Annotated in this window: 11 protein-coding genes and 1 other RNA gene; 7 read left to right on the top strand and 5 right to left on the bottom strand. The window is 64.1% G+C overall.

Features of this window, described 5'->3' with window-relative positions; all coding sequences use genetic code 11:
• Positions 1-2: 2 nt before the first annotated feature.
• The 3 genes from serC to gyrA all read right to left on the bottom strand — a co-directional run bounded on the left by serC (position 3) and on the right by gyrA (position 4,709).
• Complete coding sequence (gene serC, locus LDO54_RS18935) at positions 3-1,082, bottom strand: 3-phosphoserine/phosphohydroxythreonine transaminase (RefSeq protein ID WP_224012215.1); 1,080 nt, start codon at positions 1,080-1,082, stop codon at positions 3-5.
• A 186-nt stretch (positions 1,083-1,268) separates the two neighbouring features.
• Positions 1,269-1,874 (bottom strand): DUF2059 domain-containing protein, encoded by a 606-nt coding sequence (locus LDO54_RS18930; RefSeq protein ID WP_065058310.1) that lies wholly within the window; start codon positions 1,872-1,874, stop codon positions 1,269-1,271.
• A 231-nt stretch (positions 1,875-2,105) separates the two neighbouring features.
• Entirely contained in the window at positions 2,106-4,709 is a 2,604-nt protein-coding gene (gene gyrA, locus LDO54_RS18925; RefSeq protein WP_224012214.1) for a DNA gyrase subunit A, read from the bottom strand.
• An 815-nt stretch (positions 4,710-5,524) separates the two neighbouring features.
• Between gyrA and ompA the strand changes: the two genes are divergently transcribed.
• The 4 genes from ompA to ssrA all read left to right on the top strand — a co-directional run bounded on the left by ompA (position 5,525) and on the right by ssrA (position 8,408).
• The gene (ompA, locus tag LDO54_RS18920; protein ID WP_065058274.1) at positions 5,525-6,169 is read left to right on the top strand and encodes an outer membrane protein OmpA; all 645 of its coding nucleotides are present in this window, start codon (positions 5,525-5,527) and stop codon (positions 6,167-6,169) included.
• 262 nt (positions 6,170-6,431) lie between these two features.
• Positions 6,432-7,130 (top strand): bifunctional 2-polyprenyl-6-hydroxyphenol methylase/3-demethylubiquinol 3-O-methyltransferase UbiG, encoded by a 699-nt coding sequence (gene ubiG / locus LDO54_RS18915; protein ID WP_224012213.1) that lies wholly within the window; start codon positions 6,432-6,434, stop codon positions 7,128-7,130.
• A gap of 25 nt (positions 7,131-7,155) precedes the next feature.
• Positions 7,156-7,881: a phosphoglycolate phosphatase gene (gene gph / locus LDO54_RS18910; protein ID WP_224012212.1), complete on the top strand. Its 726-nt coding sequence runs from the start codon at positions 7,156-7,158 to the stop codon at positions 7,879-7,881.
• A gap of 157 nt (positions 7,882-8,038) precedes the next feature.
• Positions 8,039-8,408, top strand: a transfer-messenger RNA (tmRNA) gene (gene ssrA / locus LDO54_RS18905).
• A gap of 149 nt (positions 8,409-8,557) precedes the next feature.
• Here the strand turns inward: ssrA and LDO54_RS18900 are convergent.
• Positions 8,558-8,824, bottom strand: a complete 267-nt coding sequence (locus LDO54_RS18900; RefSeq protein ID WP_224012211.1) for a hypothetical protein — start codon at positions 8,822-8,824, stop codon at positions 8,558-8,560.
• A 190-nt stretch (positions 8,825-9,014) separates the two neighbouring features.
• Positions 9,015-10,091 (bottom strand): substrate-binding domain-containing protein, encoded by a 1,077-nt coding sequence (locus LDO54_RS18895; RefSeq protein ID WP_224012210.1) that lies wholly within the window; start codon positions 10,089-10,091, stop codon positions 9,015-9,017.
• A 131-nt stretch (positions 10,092-10,222) separates the two neighbouring features.
• On the opposite strand from LDO54_RS18895, the gene LDO54_RS18890 reads away from it, so the two are divergent.
• The 3 genes from LDO54_RS18890 to fdhF are packed head-to-tail and all read left to right on the top strand — an operon-like array spanning position 10,223 to position 15,289.
• Positions 10,223-10,774 carry an NAD(P)H-dependent oxidoreductase subunit E gene (locus tag LDO54_RS18890; RefSeq protein ID WP_224012209.1) on the top strand — a complete coding sequence of 184 codons (552 nt, stop codon included), beginning with the start codon at positions 10,223-10,225 and terminating at the stop codon, positions 10,772-10,774.
• Positions 10,771-12,330, top strand: a complete 1,560-nt coding sequence (locus LDO54_RS18885; protein WP_224012208.1) for a formate dehydrogenase beta subunit — start codon at positions 10,771-10,773, stop codon at positions 12,328-12,330. The genes LDO54_RS18890 and LDO54_RS18885 overlap by 4 nt, the downstream gene beginning before the upstream one ends.
• 13 nt (positions 12,331-12,343) lie before the next feature.
• Complete coding sequence (gene fdhF, locus LDO54_RS18880; protein ID WP_224012207.1) at positions 12,344-15,289, top strand: formate dehydrogenase subunit alpha; 2,946 nt, start codon at positions 12,344-12,346, stop codon at positions 15,287-15,289.
• Positions 15,290-15,291 lie beyond the last annotated feature (2 nt).

Here is a 15,291-nt window from a genome sequence, read left to right as displayed (position 1 = left end):
GGTCAGGCTTTCGCCTCGAATTCCTTCATGTACTCGACCAGTGCCTGCACTGCTTCGAGCGGCACCGCGTTGTAAATCGACGCCCGCATGCCGCCGACGGACTTGTGGCCCTTCAGCTGCAGAAGCCCGCGCGCCTTCGCGCCGGCCAGGAAATCATCGTTACGTGTTTCGTCGGCGAGGAAGAACGGTACGTTCATCCGCGAGCGCGCGCGGCGCTCCACCTTGTTGATGTAGAAGCTGCTCGAGTCGATCGTGTCGTAGAGCAGCTGGGCCTTCTCGATATTGCGCGCCTCGATGGCTTCGAGGCCACCCTGGCGCTTCAACCACTTGAACACGAGCCCCGCGATGTAGATCGCGTAGGTGGGCGGCGTGTTGAACATCGAATTGTTGGCGGCGACGGTCTTCCATTCGAACGCCGACGGGCAGATGGGCATCGCGCGATCGAGCAGGTCCTCGCGCACGATCACCACGGTCACGCCCGCCATGCCGATGTTCTTCTGCGCGCCGCCGTAGAGCACGCCGTATTTGGCGATGTCCATCGGGCGCGACAGGATGTGCGAGGACGCGTCCGCCACGAGCGGGATGTCGCCGAGGTCGGGAATCTCGAAAGTCTCGACGCCGTCGATCGTCTCGTTCGTGCATAGATGCACGTAGGCCGGATCGTCGGACAGCTGCCACTCGCTCTTTTGCGGCGCGTGCGTGAAGCCCGCCTCGGTGCGGCCCGTTGCGGCGATGTGCGACGCGCCGTACTTGAGCGCTTCCTTCTGCGACTTCTGCGACCACGAACCGGTGATGACGAAGTCGGCGCGCGGCTTCGCACCGAACAGGTTCAGCGGCACGATGGCGTTTTCGCCGATGCCGCCGCCTTGCAGAAAGAGGATCTGGTGGCTCGCGGGAACCTGCATCAGTTCGCGCAGATCGAGCAGCGCTTCGCTGTGGATGCGCATGAATTCCGGCCCGCGATGGCTCATTTCCATCACGCCCATGCCGCTGCCGTGCCAGTCGAGCATTTCGTCGGCGGCCTGGCGGAGCACTTCTTCCGGCAAGGCTGCCGGTCCGGCGGAGAAATTGAAGACGCGCATCGTAAGGAGATCCCGAGGCAGGCGCGGCGGCTGAGGACGCCGGGATGCGCCAGAAAAAGAAAAGGCCGTTTGCGCTGATATCGCGCAAACGGCCATTATCGCATTGTCGCCGGGAACCCGCCAACGCGGGCTCGCCGGGACGCTGCGACCGATCGCGCCCCAAACGGGCGCGACGGTGATGCTGACTTACTTGGCCGGCTTGACCGACGCGACTTCCTTGTCGGCCTGGTCACGCGTTGCCTTGATCGACTGCGGCATGTACTTCTGCATCAGACCGTTGACGACGTCGCGGCCAACCTGGTCTTGAACCTGGATGAACTTGCGGCCGGTCGGGCTGCGGTAGAACGAGGTCAGGTCCTTGATTTCCGACGTGCTGTAGTACTTGGCGTAGGCTTCGTACTGAGCTTGCATCGCGTCCTGCTTGAACGAGTCGGTCGCGAAGACCTGGCCTGCCGAGTCAACCAGCTTCGGCACAGCGTTCTTTTGCAGCGACGGGACGGAAGCCTGCTTCTGCTTGTCCGTCATCGTCTTGTTTTCCGACAGCGCGTCCGACAGGATCGCCGGGACGAGCTGCTTGGCTTGCATCTGCGCGCTGTTGCCGATCGCGCCGACGAGCTTCTGTGCGTCGATTGCGTCGAGCAGGTCCTTGATCGCGGCTTGCTTGGCCGGATCGATCGGTGCTGCGGCAGCGGCCGGTGCCTGCTCGGGCGCCTGGTTCTGGAGCGCCTGAGCCATGGCAAACGTCGGCACGAGAGCGGCCAGCAACAAAACCTGCTTGAATCGTTTTTGCATCATTACTCCCTCAGAGAAATTAATCGAACTGCCAGCCGCGCGGATCGCGGGGCGCGCCTTGCGCGCCCGCCGCCCAATCCACCCGGCGTCATTTAGCACCATCATTCAGTACCGTGGCCGCCCATCTTCGCCGTTCGGCGCCCGCGCGATTTTATACGCGAGCGCGCCGGCTGCGACACTGGACACGAAGCGGCCCGCTCGCGCGGGCCGTCCGGTACTACGGGCTCAGCCTTACTCTTCGCTTTCGCCCTCGCCTTCGGCCAGATCGCCGTCGGCGTCGGCCTCGGCGACCTGCTGCAAGCCGGAGAGCTTCGTGCCTTCGTCAAGGCTGATGAGTGTAACACCTTGCGTTGCGCGGCCCATTTCACGGATCTCCGAGACGCGCGTGCGGATCAGCACGCCCGTGTTGGTGATCAGCATGATTTGCGCTTCCTGGTCGACCAGCGTGGCCGCAACCACCTTGCCGTTACGCTCCGACGTCTGGATCGCAATCATGCCCTTCGTGCCGCGGCCATGACGCGTGTACTCCGTGATCGGGGTGCGCTTGCCATAGCCGTTCTCGGTGGCGGTGAGCACCGACTGCTGCTCGTCGCCGGCCACCAGCAACGCGATGACCTGCTGGGTCTCGTCGAGCTGCATGCCGCGCACGCCGCGTGCCTCGCGGCCCATCGGACGCACGTCGTTCTCATCGAAGCGCACGGCCTTGCCCGCGTCGGAGAACAGCATGACGTCGTGCTGGCCGTCGGTGATGGCCGCGCCGATCAGGTAGTCGCCGTCGTCCAGACCGACCGCAATAATACCCTTGCGCAGCGGGCGGCTGAAGGCCTCCAGCGGCGTCTTCTTGACCGTACCGAGCGCGGTCGCCATGAACACGAACTTGTCGGCCGAGAACTCCTTGACCGGCAGCACGACCGTGATCTTCTCGCCGTCCTGCAGCGGGAACATGTTGACGATCGGACGGCCGCGCGAGTTGCGCGAGCCCTGCGGCACTTCATACACCTTCACCCAGTACACACGGCCGCGATTCGAGAAGCACAGGATGTGGTCGTGCGTGTTGGCGATGAACAGCGTGTCGATCCAGTCGTCGTCCTTCATGGACGTCGCCTGCTTGCCGCGACCGCCGCGCTTCTGGGCGCGATATTCGGACAACGGCTGCGATTTCACGTAACCCGCGTGCGACATGGTCACGACCATGTCCTGCGGCGTGATCAGATCTTCGGTGTTCAGTTCCGTGGCGTTCATCTCGATCTTCGAGCGGCGGGCGTCGCCGAATTCGCTCTTGATCGAGGTGAGTTCGTCGGAAATCATGGTCGTTACGCGCTCGGGGCGCGCAAGGATGTCGAGCAGGTCGGCAATCTGCGCCATGACTTCGCGGTACTCGCCAATGATCTTGTCCTGCTCCAGCCCCGTCAGGCGTTGCAGACGCATTTGCAGGATTTCCTGCGCCTGCGTGTCGGACAGACGGTAGAGACCGTCGCCTTGCATGCCGTACAGCGGGTTGAGCCCTTCCGGACGATACGCGTCGCGGCCACCGGCCGCCGAATTCTCCTGCTCGGCGCGCTGGAGCATCTCGCGAACGAGCGACGAATCCCACGAACGGTTCATCAACTCCTGCTTCGCGATCGGCGGCGTAGGCGCGGCCTTGATGATCCCGATGAAATCGTCGATGTTCGCGAGCGCGACCGCGAGGCCTTCGAGCACGTGGCCGCGTTCGCGGGCCTTGCGCAGTTCGTAGACCGTGCGGCGCGTGAGCACTTCGCGGCGGTGCGACAGGAAATGATCGAGCATTTCCTTGAGGTTCAGCAGCTTCGGCTGGTTGTCCACCAGCGCGACCATGTTCATGCCGAACGTGTCCTGCAGCTGCGTCGCCTTGTAGAGGTTGTTGAGAATGACCTCGGGCACTTCGCCGCGCTTGAGCTCGATCACGACGCGCATGCCGCTCTTGTCGGATTCGTCGCGAATGTCGGAAATGCCTTCGAGCTTCTTCTCGTTGACCAGCTCGGCGATGCGCTCCAGCAGCGAACGCTTGTTCACCTGGTACGGCAGTTCGTCGACGATGATCGCCATGCGTTGACCGCGATCAATCTCTTCGAAGTGCGTGGCGGCACGCATCACGACGCGGCCGCGGCCCGTGCGATAGCCGTCGCGCACACCGGCGACGCCATAGATGATGCCGGCGGTCGGGAAATCCGGTGCCGGGATGATTTCGATCAGCTCGTCGATCGTGGCCTGCGGATTCTTCAGCAGATGCTGACAAGCATCGACCACTTCGTTGAGGTTGTGCGGCGGGATGTTCGTGGCCATGCCGACCGCGATACCCGACGAACCATTGATCAGCAGATTCGGAATGCGCGCGGGCAGGATCTGCGGCTCGCTTTCGCTACCGTCGTAGTTCGGCCCGAAGTCGACGGTTTCCTTGTCGATGTCGGCGAGCAACTCGTGCCCGATCTTCGCCATGCGGATTTCGGTGTAACGCATGGCCGCGGCGTTGTCGCCGTCGATCGAACCGAAGTTGCCCTGGCCGTCGACCAGCATGTAGCGCAGCGAGAAGCTCTGCGCCATACGCACGATGGTGTCGTACACCGCCGTGTCGCCGTGAGGATGGTATTTACCGATGACGTCGCCGACGATACGTGCCGACTTCTTGTACGCGCGGTTCCAGTCGTTGTTCAACTCGTGCATCGCGTACAGCACGCGCCGGTGCACGGGCTTGAGGCCGTCTCGCACATCCGGCAGCGCCCGCCCGACGATCACGCTCATCGCGTAATCGAGATACGAGCGGCGCATTTCCTCCTCGAGGGAGATAGGCAGAGTCTCTTTGGCGAATTGATCCATTATCGATGTCGTTATCGGGCACGCGCGATGCTAGGGCCTCACCTGCCAAACCTGACGGGCCTGGCGGCCTGACCGCATCGCAACACGCCCTTGCTGTCGCATGGACGCCGCAGACGCAGCGCAATCTTCCGATTCTATCATGCGCGGCAGCCCCGCCCGCCGACTCGAAGCGCTCCACGTATACCTATTAGAGGGGTGACCCGGAACGGCTCAAAACGGCGCTAATGGGATCGAGCGATTGGACGCACCCGGAACGGGCACGCAGCGATGGGAACGTGCAGGAACCAGGCGTGCATTCGACATGTCGCGGACGGCGCACCGGTGTCATCGCTCACGTCACACGAAACGCACGTTTGCGTCATATGACCGACAATGCGCAGCGCTGCTGCGAATGATTCGCAGCGAAAGAATCGTTGTCATTGGAGCGCGGAAATTGCCGCGCGGCAGATGAACGATCCGGCCGATTTGCTCGCCTCCAAGCGGTTTTCCGTGGCGACACGACACCGCGCGACAGGTGGCCTATTTCGAGACACACTGACAGGCAGATAACCAGGCACACTACCAGGAGATTCGTCGGGAACTTTTTGTTGCGGGTGTACCACATTCGACGAGCCGCAATGAAAGGGGCGGATTTTTTTTATCGTTGGAAGGGAACGATATGGCAAAATGCCAACGCACAAAGTTAGACACCGCTCGAAGTCTACACAAGACGTGCCCCACAACGTGCCAATGTTATACTTCGAGCAATGTATGACTTGTCTTCGTCATATGGCTCGCAGTAAACCTGCGGTAATCTCAATTTCGAGAGGAGAAATATGAATAACTTTTCAAAGCTCGCGTTCATTGCAGCTACCGCAGTAGTCGCTGCAAGCGCACAGGCACAATCGGTGCCGGCGTCGCGACAAGCCGTCAATGACAACTGGGTGAACGGCACGGGCGAATACGTCTGGATGAACGGCACGAACGAACTGTGCTGGCGCGACGCGTTCTGGACGCCGGCCACGGCTAACGCCAAGTGCGATGGCGCACTGGTCGCCCAGGCACCGCAGCCGCCGGTCGCTCCGCCGCCGCCGGCTATCACGAGCCAAAAGATCACGTATCAAGCCGACGCTCTGTTCGACTTCGACAAGGCTATCCTGAAGCCGGCTGGCAAGGAAAAGCTGGACGATCTGGCAGGCAAGATCCAGGCTCTGAACCTCGAAGTCGTCGTTGCGACGGGCTACACGGACCGCATCGGTTCGGCTGCCTACAACGACCGTCTGTCGCTGCGCCGTGCGCAAGCCGTCAAGTCGTACCTGGTCAGCAAGGGCGTCCCGGCAGAGCGTATCTACACGGAAGGCAAGGGCAAGCGCAACCCGGTTACGACTGGCTGCAACCAGAAGAACCGCAAGCAGCTGATCTCGTGCCTCGCACCGGATCGCCGCGTGGAAGTCGAAGTCGTCGGCACGCAAAAGCAGTAATCGCGAGCTACGGCTACACGACTCAAAAAGCCCCGCTTCGGCGGGGCTTTTTCTATTTCTGCGCCGCCAAAGTACGCCTTACAGGTCCCGATCTGCGTGCAACGCGCAGCGAAGCCGCACGCAACACACACGACCCGCGTGCCGCCCCACGGCCGATGTTTCGCCCCCGCTTCTGCCCCCGAGTTTTGCCCCCTTCGGCCCTCGCCTATATACTCGGGGTTTGTTTTCACCCACCTTCTACCGCGCCCCAGGCCGCTTCGACATGACCAACGCCGATCCCCACGAACTACAGAAATTCAGCGATCTCGCTCATCGCTGGTGGGACCCGAATGCGGAGTTCAAGCCGCTGCACGAGCTGAACCCCATTCGTCTCGGCTGGATCGACAGCCACGCGCACCTGCCGTCCAAGCGCGTGCTCGACATCGGTTGCGGCGGCGGCATTCTGTCGGAGTCGATGGCCGGTCTCGGCGCGAACGTCAAAGGCATCGACCTGTCGAGCGAAGCGCTGGGTGTCGCCGATCTGCACAGTCTTGAAAGCGGGATCACGGTGGAATACGAGGAGATCGCAGCAGAAGCGATCGCGGCGCGCGAGCCCGCCTCGTTCGACGTGGTCACCTGCATGGAAATGCTTGAGCACGTGCCCGAGCCACTGAGCGTGGTCAAAGCGTGCGCGACGCTCGTGAAGCCGGGCGGCTGGGTGTTTTTCTCGACGCTCAACCGCAACGTGAAGTCCTACCTGCTCGCCGTGATCGGCGCGGAATACATCGCGCAGATGCTGCCCAAGGGCACGCACGATTACGCGCGCTTCATCCGTCCCTCCGAGCTCGCGGGCTTCGTGCGCCAGGCCGGGCTGAACGCGGTCGAGATCAAGGGCATTACCTACAACCCGATCACGCGTCACTTCGCGCTCTCGAACGATTCCAGCGTCAATTACATGATCGCCTGCCGGCGCGAAGCCTGACGCGGCGCGCCCGTCACTTTCCGACATGACCCAGACTCCGCTTGATACGCCGTCCGCGCTGCGTGACGTTGCGGCGCTCGCCGCCTGCGACGCCGTGCTGTTCGACTTCGACGGCACGCTCGCCGACACGGCGCCCGACCTCGCCGCCGCCGTCAACCAGATCCGCCACGCGCGTGGCCTCGCGCCCACGCCCTATGAGAAGCTGCGTCCGCTCGCCTCCGCGGGTGCACGGGGCCTGATCGGCGGCGCCTTCGGCATCGGTCCCGACGACCCCGAGTTCGCGGCGATGCGCGAGGAATTTCTCGCCAACTACGCGGCCAACCTGCGCGTGAAAACGGCGCTGTTCCCCGGCATCGACGCCGTGCTCGACGACCTCGACGCGCGCGGCGTGCGCTGGGGTATCGTGACCAACAAGGTCGCGCGCCTGACCGATCCGCTCGTGAAGCTGATGCATCTCGACACGCGCGCGGCCTGCGTCGTGAGCGGCGACACCACGCCCTACTCCAAGCCGCATCCGGCCCCGCTGCTGCACGCGGCCGAAGCGCTCGGCATCGCGCCGCAACGCGTAGTGTATGTCGGCGACGACCTGCGCGACGTGCAGGCGGGCCACGCCGCCGGCATGGCGACGATCGCCGCCGCCTACGGCTACTGCGGCAACGTCGAGCCGCCCGCGCAGTGGAACGCCGACTATCTGGCCGACACGGCCGAGACCCTGCTAGCCCTGCTGAGCCCGGTGGGCAACCGCGCCTGAGTCGCCCTGCCTGAGCAACGCTGCCTGAGCGGCCCTGCCCGACCAGCCGCGCGGGCCGCAACTGACGCGCCGCAACACGTTCGCCGCCGCCGCGCCCCCTTGAAAAGGGCGCGGTTCGCCTCATCTCGCGAACTATGGGATAATTGATCCTTCCTCTGGGGCCGACCTGGTTTCGACAGGGGTTATGAAGTAGGCAGGGCATGCCGAGGACCCGTCACCTCGTTAATCAATGGGAAAAACGTAACTGCAAACGACGAAACGTTCGCACTGGCAGCCTAAGGGCCGCCGTCCTCTGCCTGGCTCACTGACGGGCTAGTGTCGCAAGACCGGTAGCAATACCGCCAGAGGTCATATACGTCAGTTAAGCTCTGTCGGCGTCACGACGCCAGAGTCGAAAATTTAGTGAATCGCCGTAGCGCAGCGTGTTCGTCCGCGTCGCTCCGGTTAAATCAAAAGACAGAACTACGCATGTAGAACTGTTTATGGACTGCTTCTGGACGCGGGTTCGATTCCCGCCGGCTCCACCAAAATTTCTGCGCAGCAAATAAAAAACTCGCGAAAGCTTTTACAAGCTTCGCGAGTTTTTTGTTTTTGCACCGCAATAATCTGCGATAAATCAAAACCGGCGCCAATATCGTTCGATGGCGCCGGCTTTCATTAAATTGTCATAAAAATATCAATTGTCCTGCGGACATTGCAGATTACAACCATTCGGATCGCCGAGATCGCCCTTTTTACGCGCGGACGTCGGCTTGCCGTGCTGATATTTGGCGTCCGGCGCAGAAGCCGCGAACTGCATCTGCGGATGCGCGTTGAACTTGAACTCGTCGGCGAGAATGCCGCCCGGCACGCCCGGCGAGTTCTGCGCGAAGGCAACGTTGACAGTGGCGAACAGGACGCCCGCGGTGGCCGCGGCTGCACAAAGATTAAGCACAAATTTCATGGTCGATCGGCGCGGTCAACGCGCATCTGGAACGGGAAGAACCTATACGGTTTGAAAGTATCACAAAAAGCGCGGCACTCTGCAGCCGCGCCGGACAGACATGTTGCGTCGTATTACAGCGCCACGACCGTCGCGGCGCCGCTGAACGCGCGTCCGGACTAACGCCCGAACGAACGCCCGAGCTTTCGCCTCAACTCACGCCCGCCCAGCCTTCGTCGAGCGCCACGACGTCGCCGCAGGTGTCCGGGTCATAGCCTTCGAGCTGCGCCACCGCCTGCCGGAACGGCGCGCCGCGCAGCAGTTCGAGCACGGCCGCCAGCGGCTCGCGTTCGAGCTGCGCGCGCTCGCAGGCGAAGAAATAGTCTTCCTCGACGATCGGAATGAAGTCGAGGCCGAAGTGATGCGCGGCCGGCTCCACGCCGAAGCCCACGTCCGCCATGCCGCTCGCGACGAAAGCCGCGATCGCCGAGTGCGTGAGTTCCGACGAGGCATAACCGTTGACGCGCTCAGGATCGACGCCAATGCGCGTGAGCAGCAGATCGATCAGCATGCGCGTGCCCGAGCCCGGCTGCCGGTTCACGAAGCGGATGTCGCCGCGCGCGAGATCGGCGAGCCCCGCCACTTGCCGCGGATTGCCGCGCCCCACGAACAGCCCCTGCTTGCGGCGCGTGAGATGGATCAGCACATGGCGCTGCGGATCGAGCCAGCTGCGATAGGCGTCGGCGCACGCGTCGCGAAAATCGCCGCGCGGCAGATGGAAGCCCGCCAGATCGCATTCGCCACGCGCGAGCGCCGTGATGGCGTCGGCGCTATCGCGGTACTTGATCTCCACCGGCACCTGATCGGCGACCAGCGCCGTCACGAGTGTGGCCACCGCGTAGCCATGCGAAGCGTGAATGCGCAGATCCTGCGCGGCGGGCGCGAGCCAGCGGTTGAGGTCGCTCGCCACTTCGCTCGCGAGCGCCTGCAAATTGCCCTGAAGACGCTCGCCGCACAGCCGCTGCGAACGCAGCACCGCTTCGCCGAGTTCGGACAGCACCGAGCCGCGTCCGCGCGCTTTCGCGATCAGCGCGCCGCCGAGGCGCTCCTCCACTTCGCGCAACAAACCCCACGCATGGCGATAGGACAAACCCTTACGCTGCGCGGCCTGCGCGATGCTGCCTTCTTCCGCGACGAGCGCGAGCAGCGGCACAACGTCCGTCAGGCTTGCCTCGCGGCCATCCGCGTCGCGCACGACCAGTTGCGCCTGGCACTCCACCTTGATCATTATGAAGTCTTCCTTCCTATTGCATCCGGCATTCTACGGGCCTATTGTTCGTCCATACAACGAGACAACCCCAGCATAGATGCACACTTTATGAATAACAAGTGCATATATGTGACAGGAGGAGCCCCACTTTGGACGAGACAACCCTGACCGCCGGGTCACAGGCCGCCGCATCCGATGCTCTGGTGCAGCGTCACGCACAACCCGGCCGCAACCTGCTTGCGATCCTGCATGCGATCCAGGACGAAACCGGCTTTGTACCGCCGGCCACCGTCGCGCCGCTCGCAAAAGCCCTGAATCTCTCACGCGCCGAAGTCCACGGCGTGATCACCTACTACCACCACTTCCGCACCGCGCCGCCCGCGCCCGTCACGGTTCAGCTGTGCCGCGCCGAGGCGTGCCGCAGCATGGGCAGCGAAGCGCTCGCGAAGCATGTGGAAGCGCGCACGGGTTGCCGTTTCGGCGCGCAGCACGGTCATGGCGATGAACACGCGGGCCATGCACACGCTCACGCAGCCACGGGCGATGTCGCGCTGGAGTCGGTCTATTGCCTCGGCCAGTGCGCGCTCTCGCCCGCCATGATGATTAACGGCACGTTGCACGCAAAAGTAAGCCCGCAGAAGTTCGACGCGCTGCTCGCGAAGGCGCTGGCCGCCGTCGTGCGCACCGAGGAGGCCGCATGACGCGCATCTACGTTCCCCGCGATTCATCGGCGCTCGCGCTCGGCGCGGACGCCATCGCCGCTTCCATCGAACGCGAAGCCGCCGCGCGCGGCATCCAAATCGAACTCGTGCGCAACGGCTCGCGCGGTCTGCTTTATCTCGAACCGCTCGTCGAAGTCGAAACGGCCGATGGCCGCGTCGGCTACGCGAACGTCGAGGAAGACGACATCGCCGCGCTGTTCGACGCGAACTTCCTGCAAGGCGGCCAGCACGCACGCGGCGTGGGCCTCGTCGAACAGATTCCGTATCTGCGCAAGCAGCAGCGCCTGACCTTCGCGCGCATCGGCATCACCGATCCGCTTTCGACCGACGACTACGTCGCGCACGGCGGCCTCGAAGGCCTGCGCAACGCGCTCACGATGACGAGCGCCGACGCCTGCGAAGCGCTCGTCGAATCGGGTCTGCGCGGACGCGGCGGCGCGGCCTTCCCCGCCGGCATCAAATGGCGCACGGTCGCGCAGGCGCAGGCCGATCAGAAGTACATCGTCTGCAATGCCGACGAAGGCGACTCGGGCACCTTCTCCGACCGCCTCGTGATGGAAAGCGACCCCTACGTGCTGATCGAAGGCATGACGATCGCGGGCCTGACCGTGGGCGCGACCATCGGCCATATCTACGTGCGCAGCGAGTATCCGCATTCGATCGCCGCGCTCGAAGAAGCGATCCGCCGCGCGCGCGTCGCGGGCTGGCTCGGCGACGACGTGCTCGGCAGCGGCAAGCGCTTCGACCTGTTCGTCGCCAAGGGCGCGGGCGCCTACGTGTGCGGCGAGGAAACGGCGCTGCTCGAATCGCTCGAAGGCAAGCGCGGCGTCGTGCGCGCGAAGCCGCCGCTGCCCGCGCTCGCCGGTCTCTACGGCAAGCCCACGGTCATCAACAATGTCATCACGCTCGCCACGGTGCCGATCATCTTCGCGAAGGGCGCGGCGTTCTACAAGGACTTCGGCATGGGCCGCTCGCGCGGCACGCTGCCGTTCCAGCTTGCGGGCAATATCGCGCGCGGCGGGCTCGTCGAACTCGCATTCGGCGTGACGCTGCGCGAACTGATGGTCGACTACGGCGGCGGCACCGCCAGCGGCCGCCCGGCGCGCGCCGTGCAGGTCGGCGGCCCGCTCGGCACCTATCTGCCCGAGAGCCAGTGGGACATTCCGATGGACTACGAAGCGTATGCGGCGGTCGGCGCGGTCGTGGGCCACGGTGGTCTCGTCGTGCACGACGACACGTCGAATCTCGCCGATCTCGCGCAGTACGCGATGGAGTTCTGCACGCTCGAATCGTGCGGAAAGTGCACGCCGTGCCGCATCGGCTCGACGCGCGGCGTCGAGGTGATCGCGAAGATCCGCAAGGGCGACACGTCTGAAAAGCAGGTCACGCTGCTGCGCGATCTGTGCGACACGATGGTGTCCGGCTCGCTCTGCGCGATGGGCGGCATGACGCCCTACCCCGTGCTCTCCGCGCTCAATCACTTCCCGGAAGACTTCGGTCTCGAACCCGTCGCGCAACAGAACGCGGCCGCCTGAACGAGGAACCACCATGTCCGACACGATCATGTCCCAAGCCGGTGGTTGCGGTTCCGGCAATTGCGCCTGCAAATCCGCGGCGATGAACAAGGCCAACGCACGCTCGCCTTTCGACGACACCGATTTCGGCACGCCGCTGCGCCACGCCGATGTCGACGTCACGCTCGAAATCGACGGCCAGTCCGTCACGGTTCCGGCGGGCACCTCGGTGATGCGCGCTTCCGTCGAAGCGGGCATCAACGTGCCCAAGCTCTGCGCGACCGACTCGCTCGAACCGTTCGGCTCGTGCCGTCTGTGTCTCGTCGAAATCGAAGGACGACGCGGCTATCCGGCGTCGTGCACGACGCCCGTCGAAGCGGGCATGAAGGTGCGCACGCAAACCGACCGCCTGCAAAAGCTGCGCCGCAACGTGATGGAGCTGTACATCTCCGATCACCCGCTCGACTGCCTCACCTGCCCCGCCAACGGCGACTGCGAACTGCAGGACATGGCGGGCGTGACGGGCCTGCGCGAAGTGCGCTACGGCTTCGACGGCGCGAATCACCTGAAGAACCAGAAGGACGAATCGAACCCGTACTTCACCTACGATCCGTCGAAGTGCATCGTCTGCAATCGCTGCGTGCGCGCCTGCGAGGAAACGCAAGGCACGTTCGCGCTGACGATCGCCGCGCGTGGTTTCGAATCGCGCGTCGCGGCCGGCGCGGGCGAGTCGTTCATGGACTCCGAATGCGTGTCGTGCGGCGCCTGCGTGGCCGCCTGCCCGACCGCGACGCTGCAGGAAAAGACCGTGGTGATGCTCGGTCAGGCCGAACATTCGGTGGTGACGACCTGCGCGTATTGCGGCGTCGGCTGCTCGTTCAAGGCCGAGATGAAGGGCAACGAAGTCGTGCGCATGGTGCCGCACAAGAACGGTCAGGCGAACGAAGGCCATGCCTGCGTGAAGGGCCGTTTCGCGTGGGGCTACGCCACGCACAAGGACCGCATCAAGAAGCCGATGATTCGCGCGAAGATCACCGATCCGTGGCGCGAAGTGAGCTGGGAAGAAGCGATCGCTTATGCGGCCAGCGAGTTCCGCCGCATCCAGGCGAAGCATGGTCGCGATTCAATCGGCGGCATCACGTCCTCGCGCTGCACGAACGAAGAAACCTATCTCGTGCAGAAGCTCGTGCGCGCCGCGTTCGGCAACAACAACGTCGATACCTGCGCGCGCGTCTGCCACTCGCCCACCGGCTATGGCCTGAAAACCACGCTCGGCGAATCGGCCGGCACGCAGACCTTCGCCTCCGTCGATCACTCGGACGTGATCATGGTGATCGGCGCGAATCCGACCGACGGCCATCCGGTGTTCGGCTCGCGTCTGAAGCGGCGCGTGCGTCAGGGCGCGAAGCTGATCGTCGTCGATCCGCGCCGTATCGATATCGTCGATACCGCGCACGTGAAGGCCGAGCATCATCTGCAACTGCGCCCCGGCACCAACGTGGCGATGATCAACGCGCTCGCGCACACGATCGTCACCGAAGGGCTCGTCAACGAAGCCTTCGTGGCCGAGCGCTGCGAAACGCGCGCGTTCGAGCAATGGCGCGATTTCGTCGCGCTGCCCGAGAACTCGCCGGAAGCGATGGAAGCGCTCACGGGCGTGCCCGCCGCGCTCGTGCGCGCCGCCGCGCGGCGCTATGCGCAGCCGGGCAATTCGGCGATCTATTACGGCCTCGGCGTCACGGAACACGCGCAGGGCTCGACGATGGTGATGGGCATCGCCAATCTCGCGATGGCCACGGGCAACATCGGCCGCGAAGGCGTGGGCGTGAATCCGCTGCGCGGCCAGAACAACGTGCAGGGTTCGTGCGACATGGGCTCGTTCCCGCACGAACTGCCGGGTTATCGCCACGTGGGCGACGCCGAGACGCGCGCGCTGTTCGAGGACGCCTGGAACGTCGCGCTGCAAAGCGAGCCGGGCCTGCGCATTCCGAACATGTTCGAGGCGGCGCTCGACGGCACCTTCATGGGTCTCTACTGCCAGGGCGAGGACATCGTCCAGTCCGATCCGAACACGCAGCACGTGGCGGCGGCGCTCTCGTCGATGGAGTGCATCGTCGTGCAGGACATCTTCCTGAACGAGACGGCGAAGTACGCGCACGTGCTGCTGCCGGGTTCGTCGTTCCTCGAAAAGGACGGCACCTTCACGAACGCCGAGCGCCGCATCTCGCGCGTGCGCAAGGTCATGCCGCCGATCGCCGGTTACGCCGACTGGGAAGCGACGATCCTGCTCGCGCGCGCGCTCGGCTACGAGATGGGCTACACGCATCCGTCGCAGATCATGGATGAGATCGCGCGTCTCACCCCGACTTTCCACGGCGTCTCGTACAAACGGCTCGATGAAATGGGCAGCATCCAGTGGCCCTGCAACGAAGCGGCGCCGGACGGCACGCCGATCATGCACATCGACGCGTTCGTGCGCGGCAAGGGCAAGTTCGTGATCACGAAGTTCATCGCTTCGCCGGAAAAGGTCACGCGGCGCTTCCCGCTGCTGCTCACGACGGGCCGGATTCTGTCGCAGTACAACGTGGGCGCGCAGACGCGCCGCACCGACAACTCGCGCTGGCACGAAGAGGACCGGCTGGAGATCCATCCCGTCGACGCCGACGATCGCGGCATCCGCGAAGGCGACTGGGTGGGGATCGAATCGCGCGCGGGCCAGACCGTGCTGCGCGCGAAGGTCAGCACGCGCATGCAGCCGGGCGTGGTCTACACGACGTTCCACTTCCCCGAATCGGGCGCGAACGTCATCACCACGGACGCCTCGGACTGGGCCACCAACTGCCCCGAGTACAAGGTGACCGCGGTGCAGGTGAACCATGTGCAACAGCCGTCGGACTGGCAGCGCGAGTATTCGCGCTTCAACGAGACGCAGCTCGAATTGCACCGCTCTCGCGAACCGTTGACCACTTCAGGGAAATAAGC

The organism is Paraburkholderia tropica, assembly GCF_914484835.1.
Taxonomy (GTDB): Bacteria; Pseudomonadota; Gammaproteobacteria; order Burkholderiales; family Burkholderiaceae; genus Paraburkholderia; species Paraburkholderia tropica_A.
The sequence above is the reverse complement of the archived record's forward strand: the minus strand, read 5'-3'. Positions and strand labels throughout refer to the sequence as shown.

What these genes read in the sequence shown, in the direction of transcription:
- gyrA (WP_224012214.1), bottom strand. Translation starts at nt 4,709, where the DNA reads ATGGATCAATTCGCCAAAGAGACTCTGCCTATCTCCCTCGAGGAGGAA.
- serC (WP_224012215.1), bottom strand. Translation starts at nt 1,082, where the DNA reads ATGCGCGTCTTCAATTTCTCCGCCGGACCGGCAGCCTTGCCGGAAGAA.
- LDO54_RS18885 (WP_224012208.1), top strand. Translation starts at nt 10,771, where the DNA reads ATGACGCGCATCTACGTTCCCCGCGATTCATCGGCGCTCGCGCTCGGC.
- LDO54_RS18895 (WP_224012210.1), bottom strand. Translation starts at nt 10,091, where the DNA reads ATGATCAAGGTGGAGTGCCAGGCGCAACTGGTCGTGCGCGACGCGGAT.
- ompA (WP_065058274.1), top strand. Translation starts at nt 5,525, where the DNA reads ATGAATAACTTTTCAAAGCTCGCGTTCATTGCAGCTACCGCAGTAGTC.
- LDO54_RS18930 (WP_065058310.1), bottom strand. Translation starts at nt 1,874, where the DNA reads ATGCAAAAACGATTCAAGCAGGTTTTGTTGCTGGCCGCTCTCGTGCCG.
- ubiG (WP_224012213.1), top strand. Translation starts at nt 6,432, where the DNA reads ATGACCAACGCCGATCCCCACGAACTACAGAAATTCAGCGATCTCGCT.
- gph (WP_224012212.1), top strand. Translation starts at nt 7,156, where the DNA reads ATGACCCAGACTCCGCTTGATACGCCGTCCGCGCTGCGTGACGTTGCG.
- fdhF (WP_224012207.1), top strand. Translation starts at nt 12,344, where the DNA reads ATGTCCGACACGATCATGTCCCAAGCCGGTGGTTGCGGTTCCGGCAAT.
- LDO54_RS18900 (WP_224012211.1), bottom strand. Translation starts at nt 8,824, where the DNA reads ATGAAATTTGTGCTTAATCTTTGTGCAGCCGCGGCCACCGCGGGCGTC.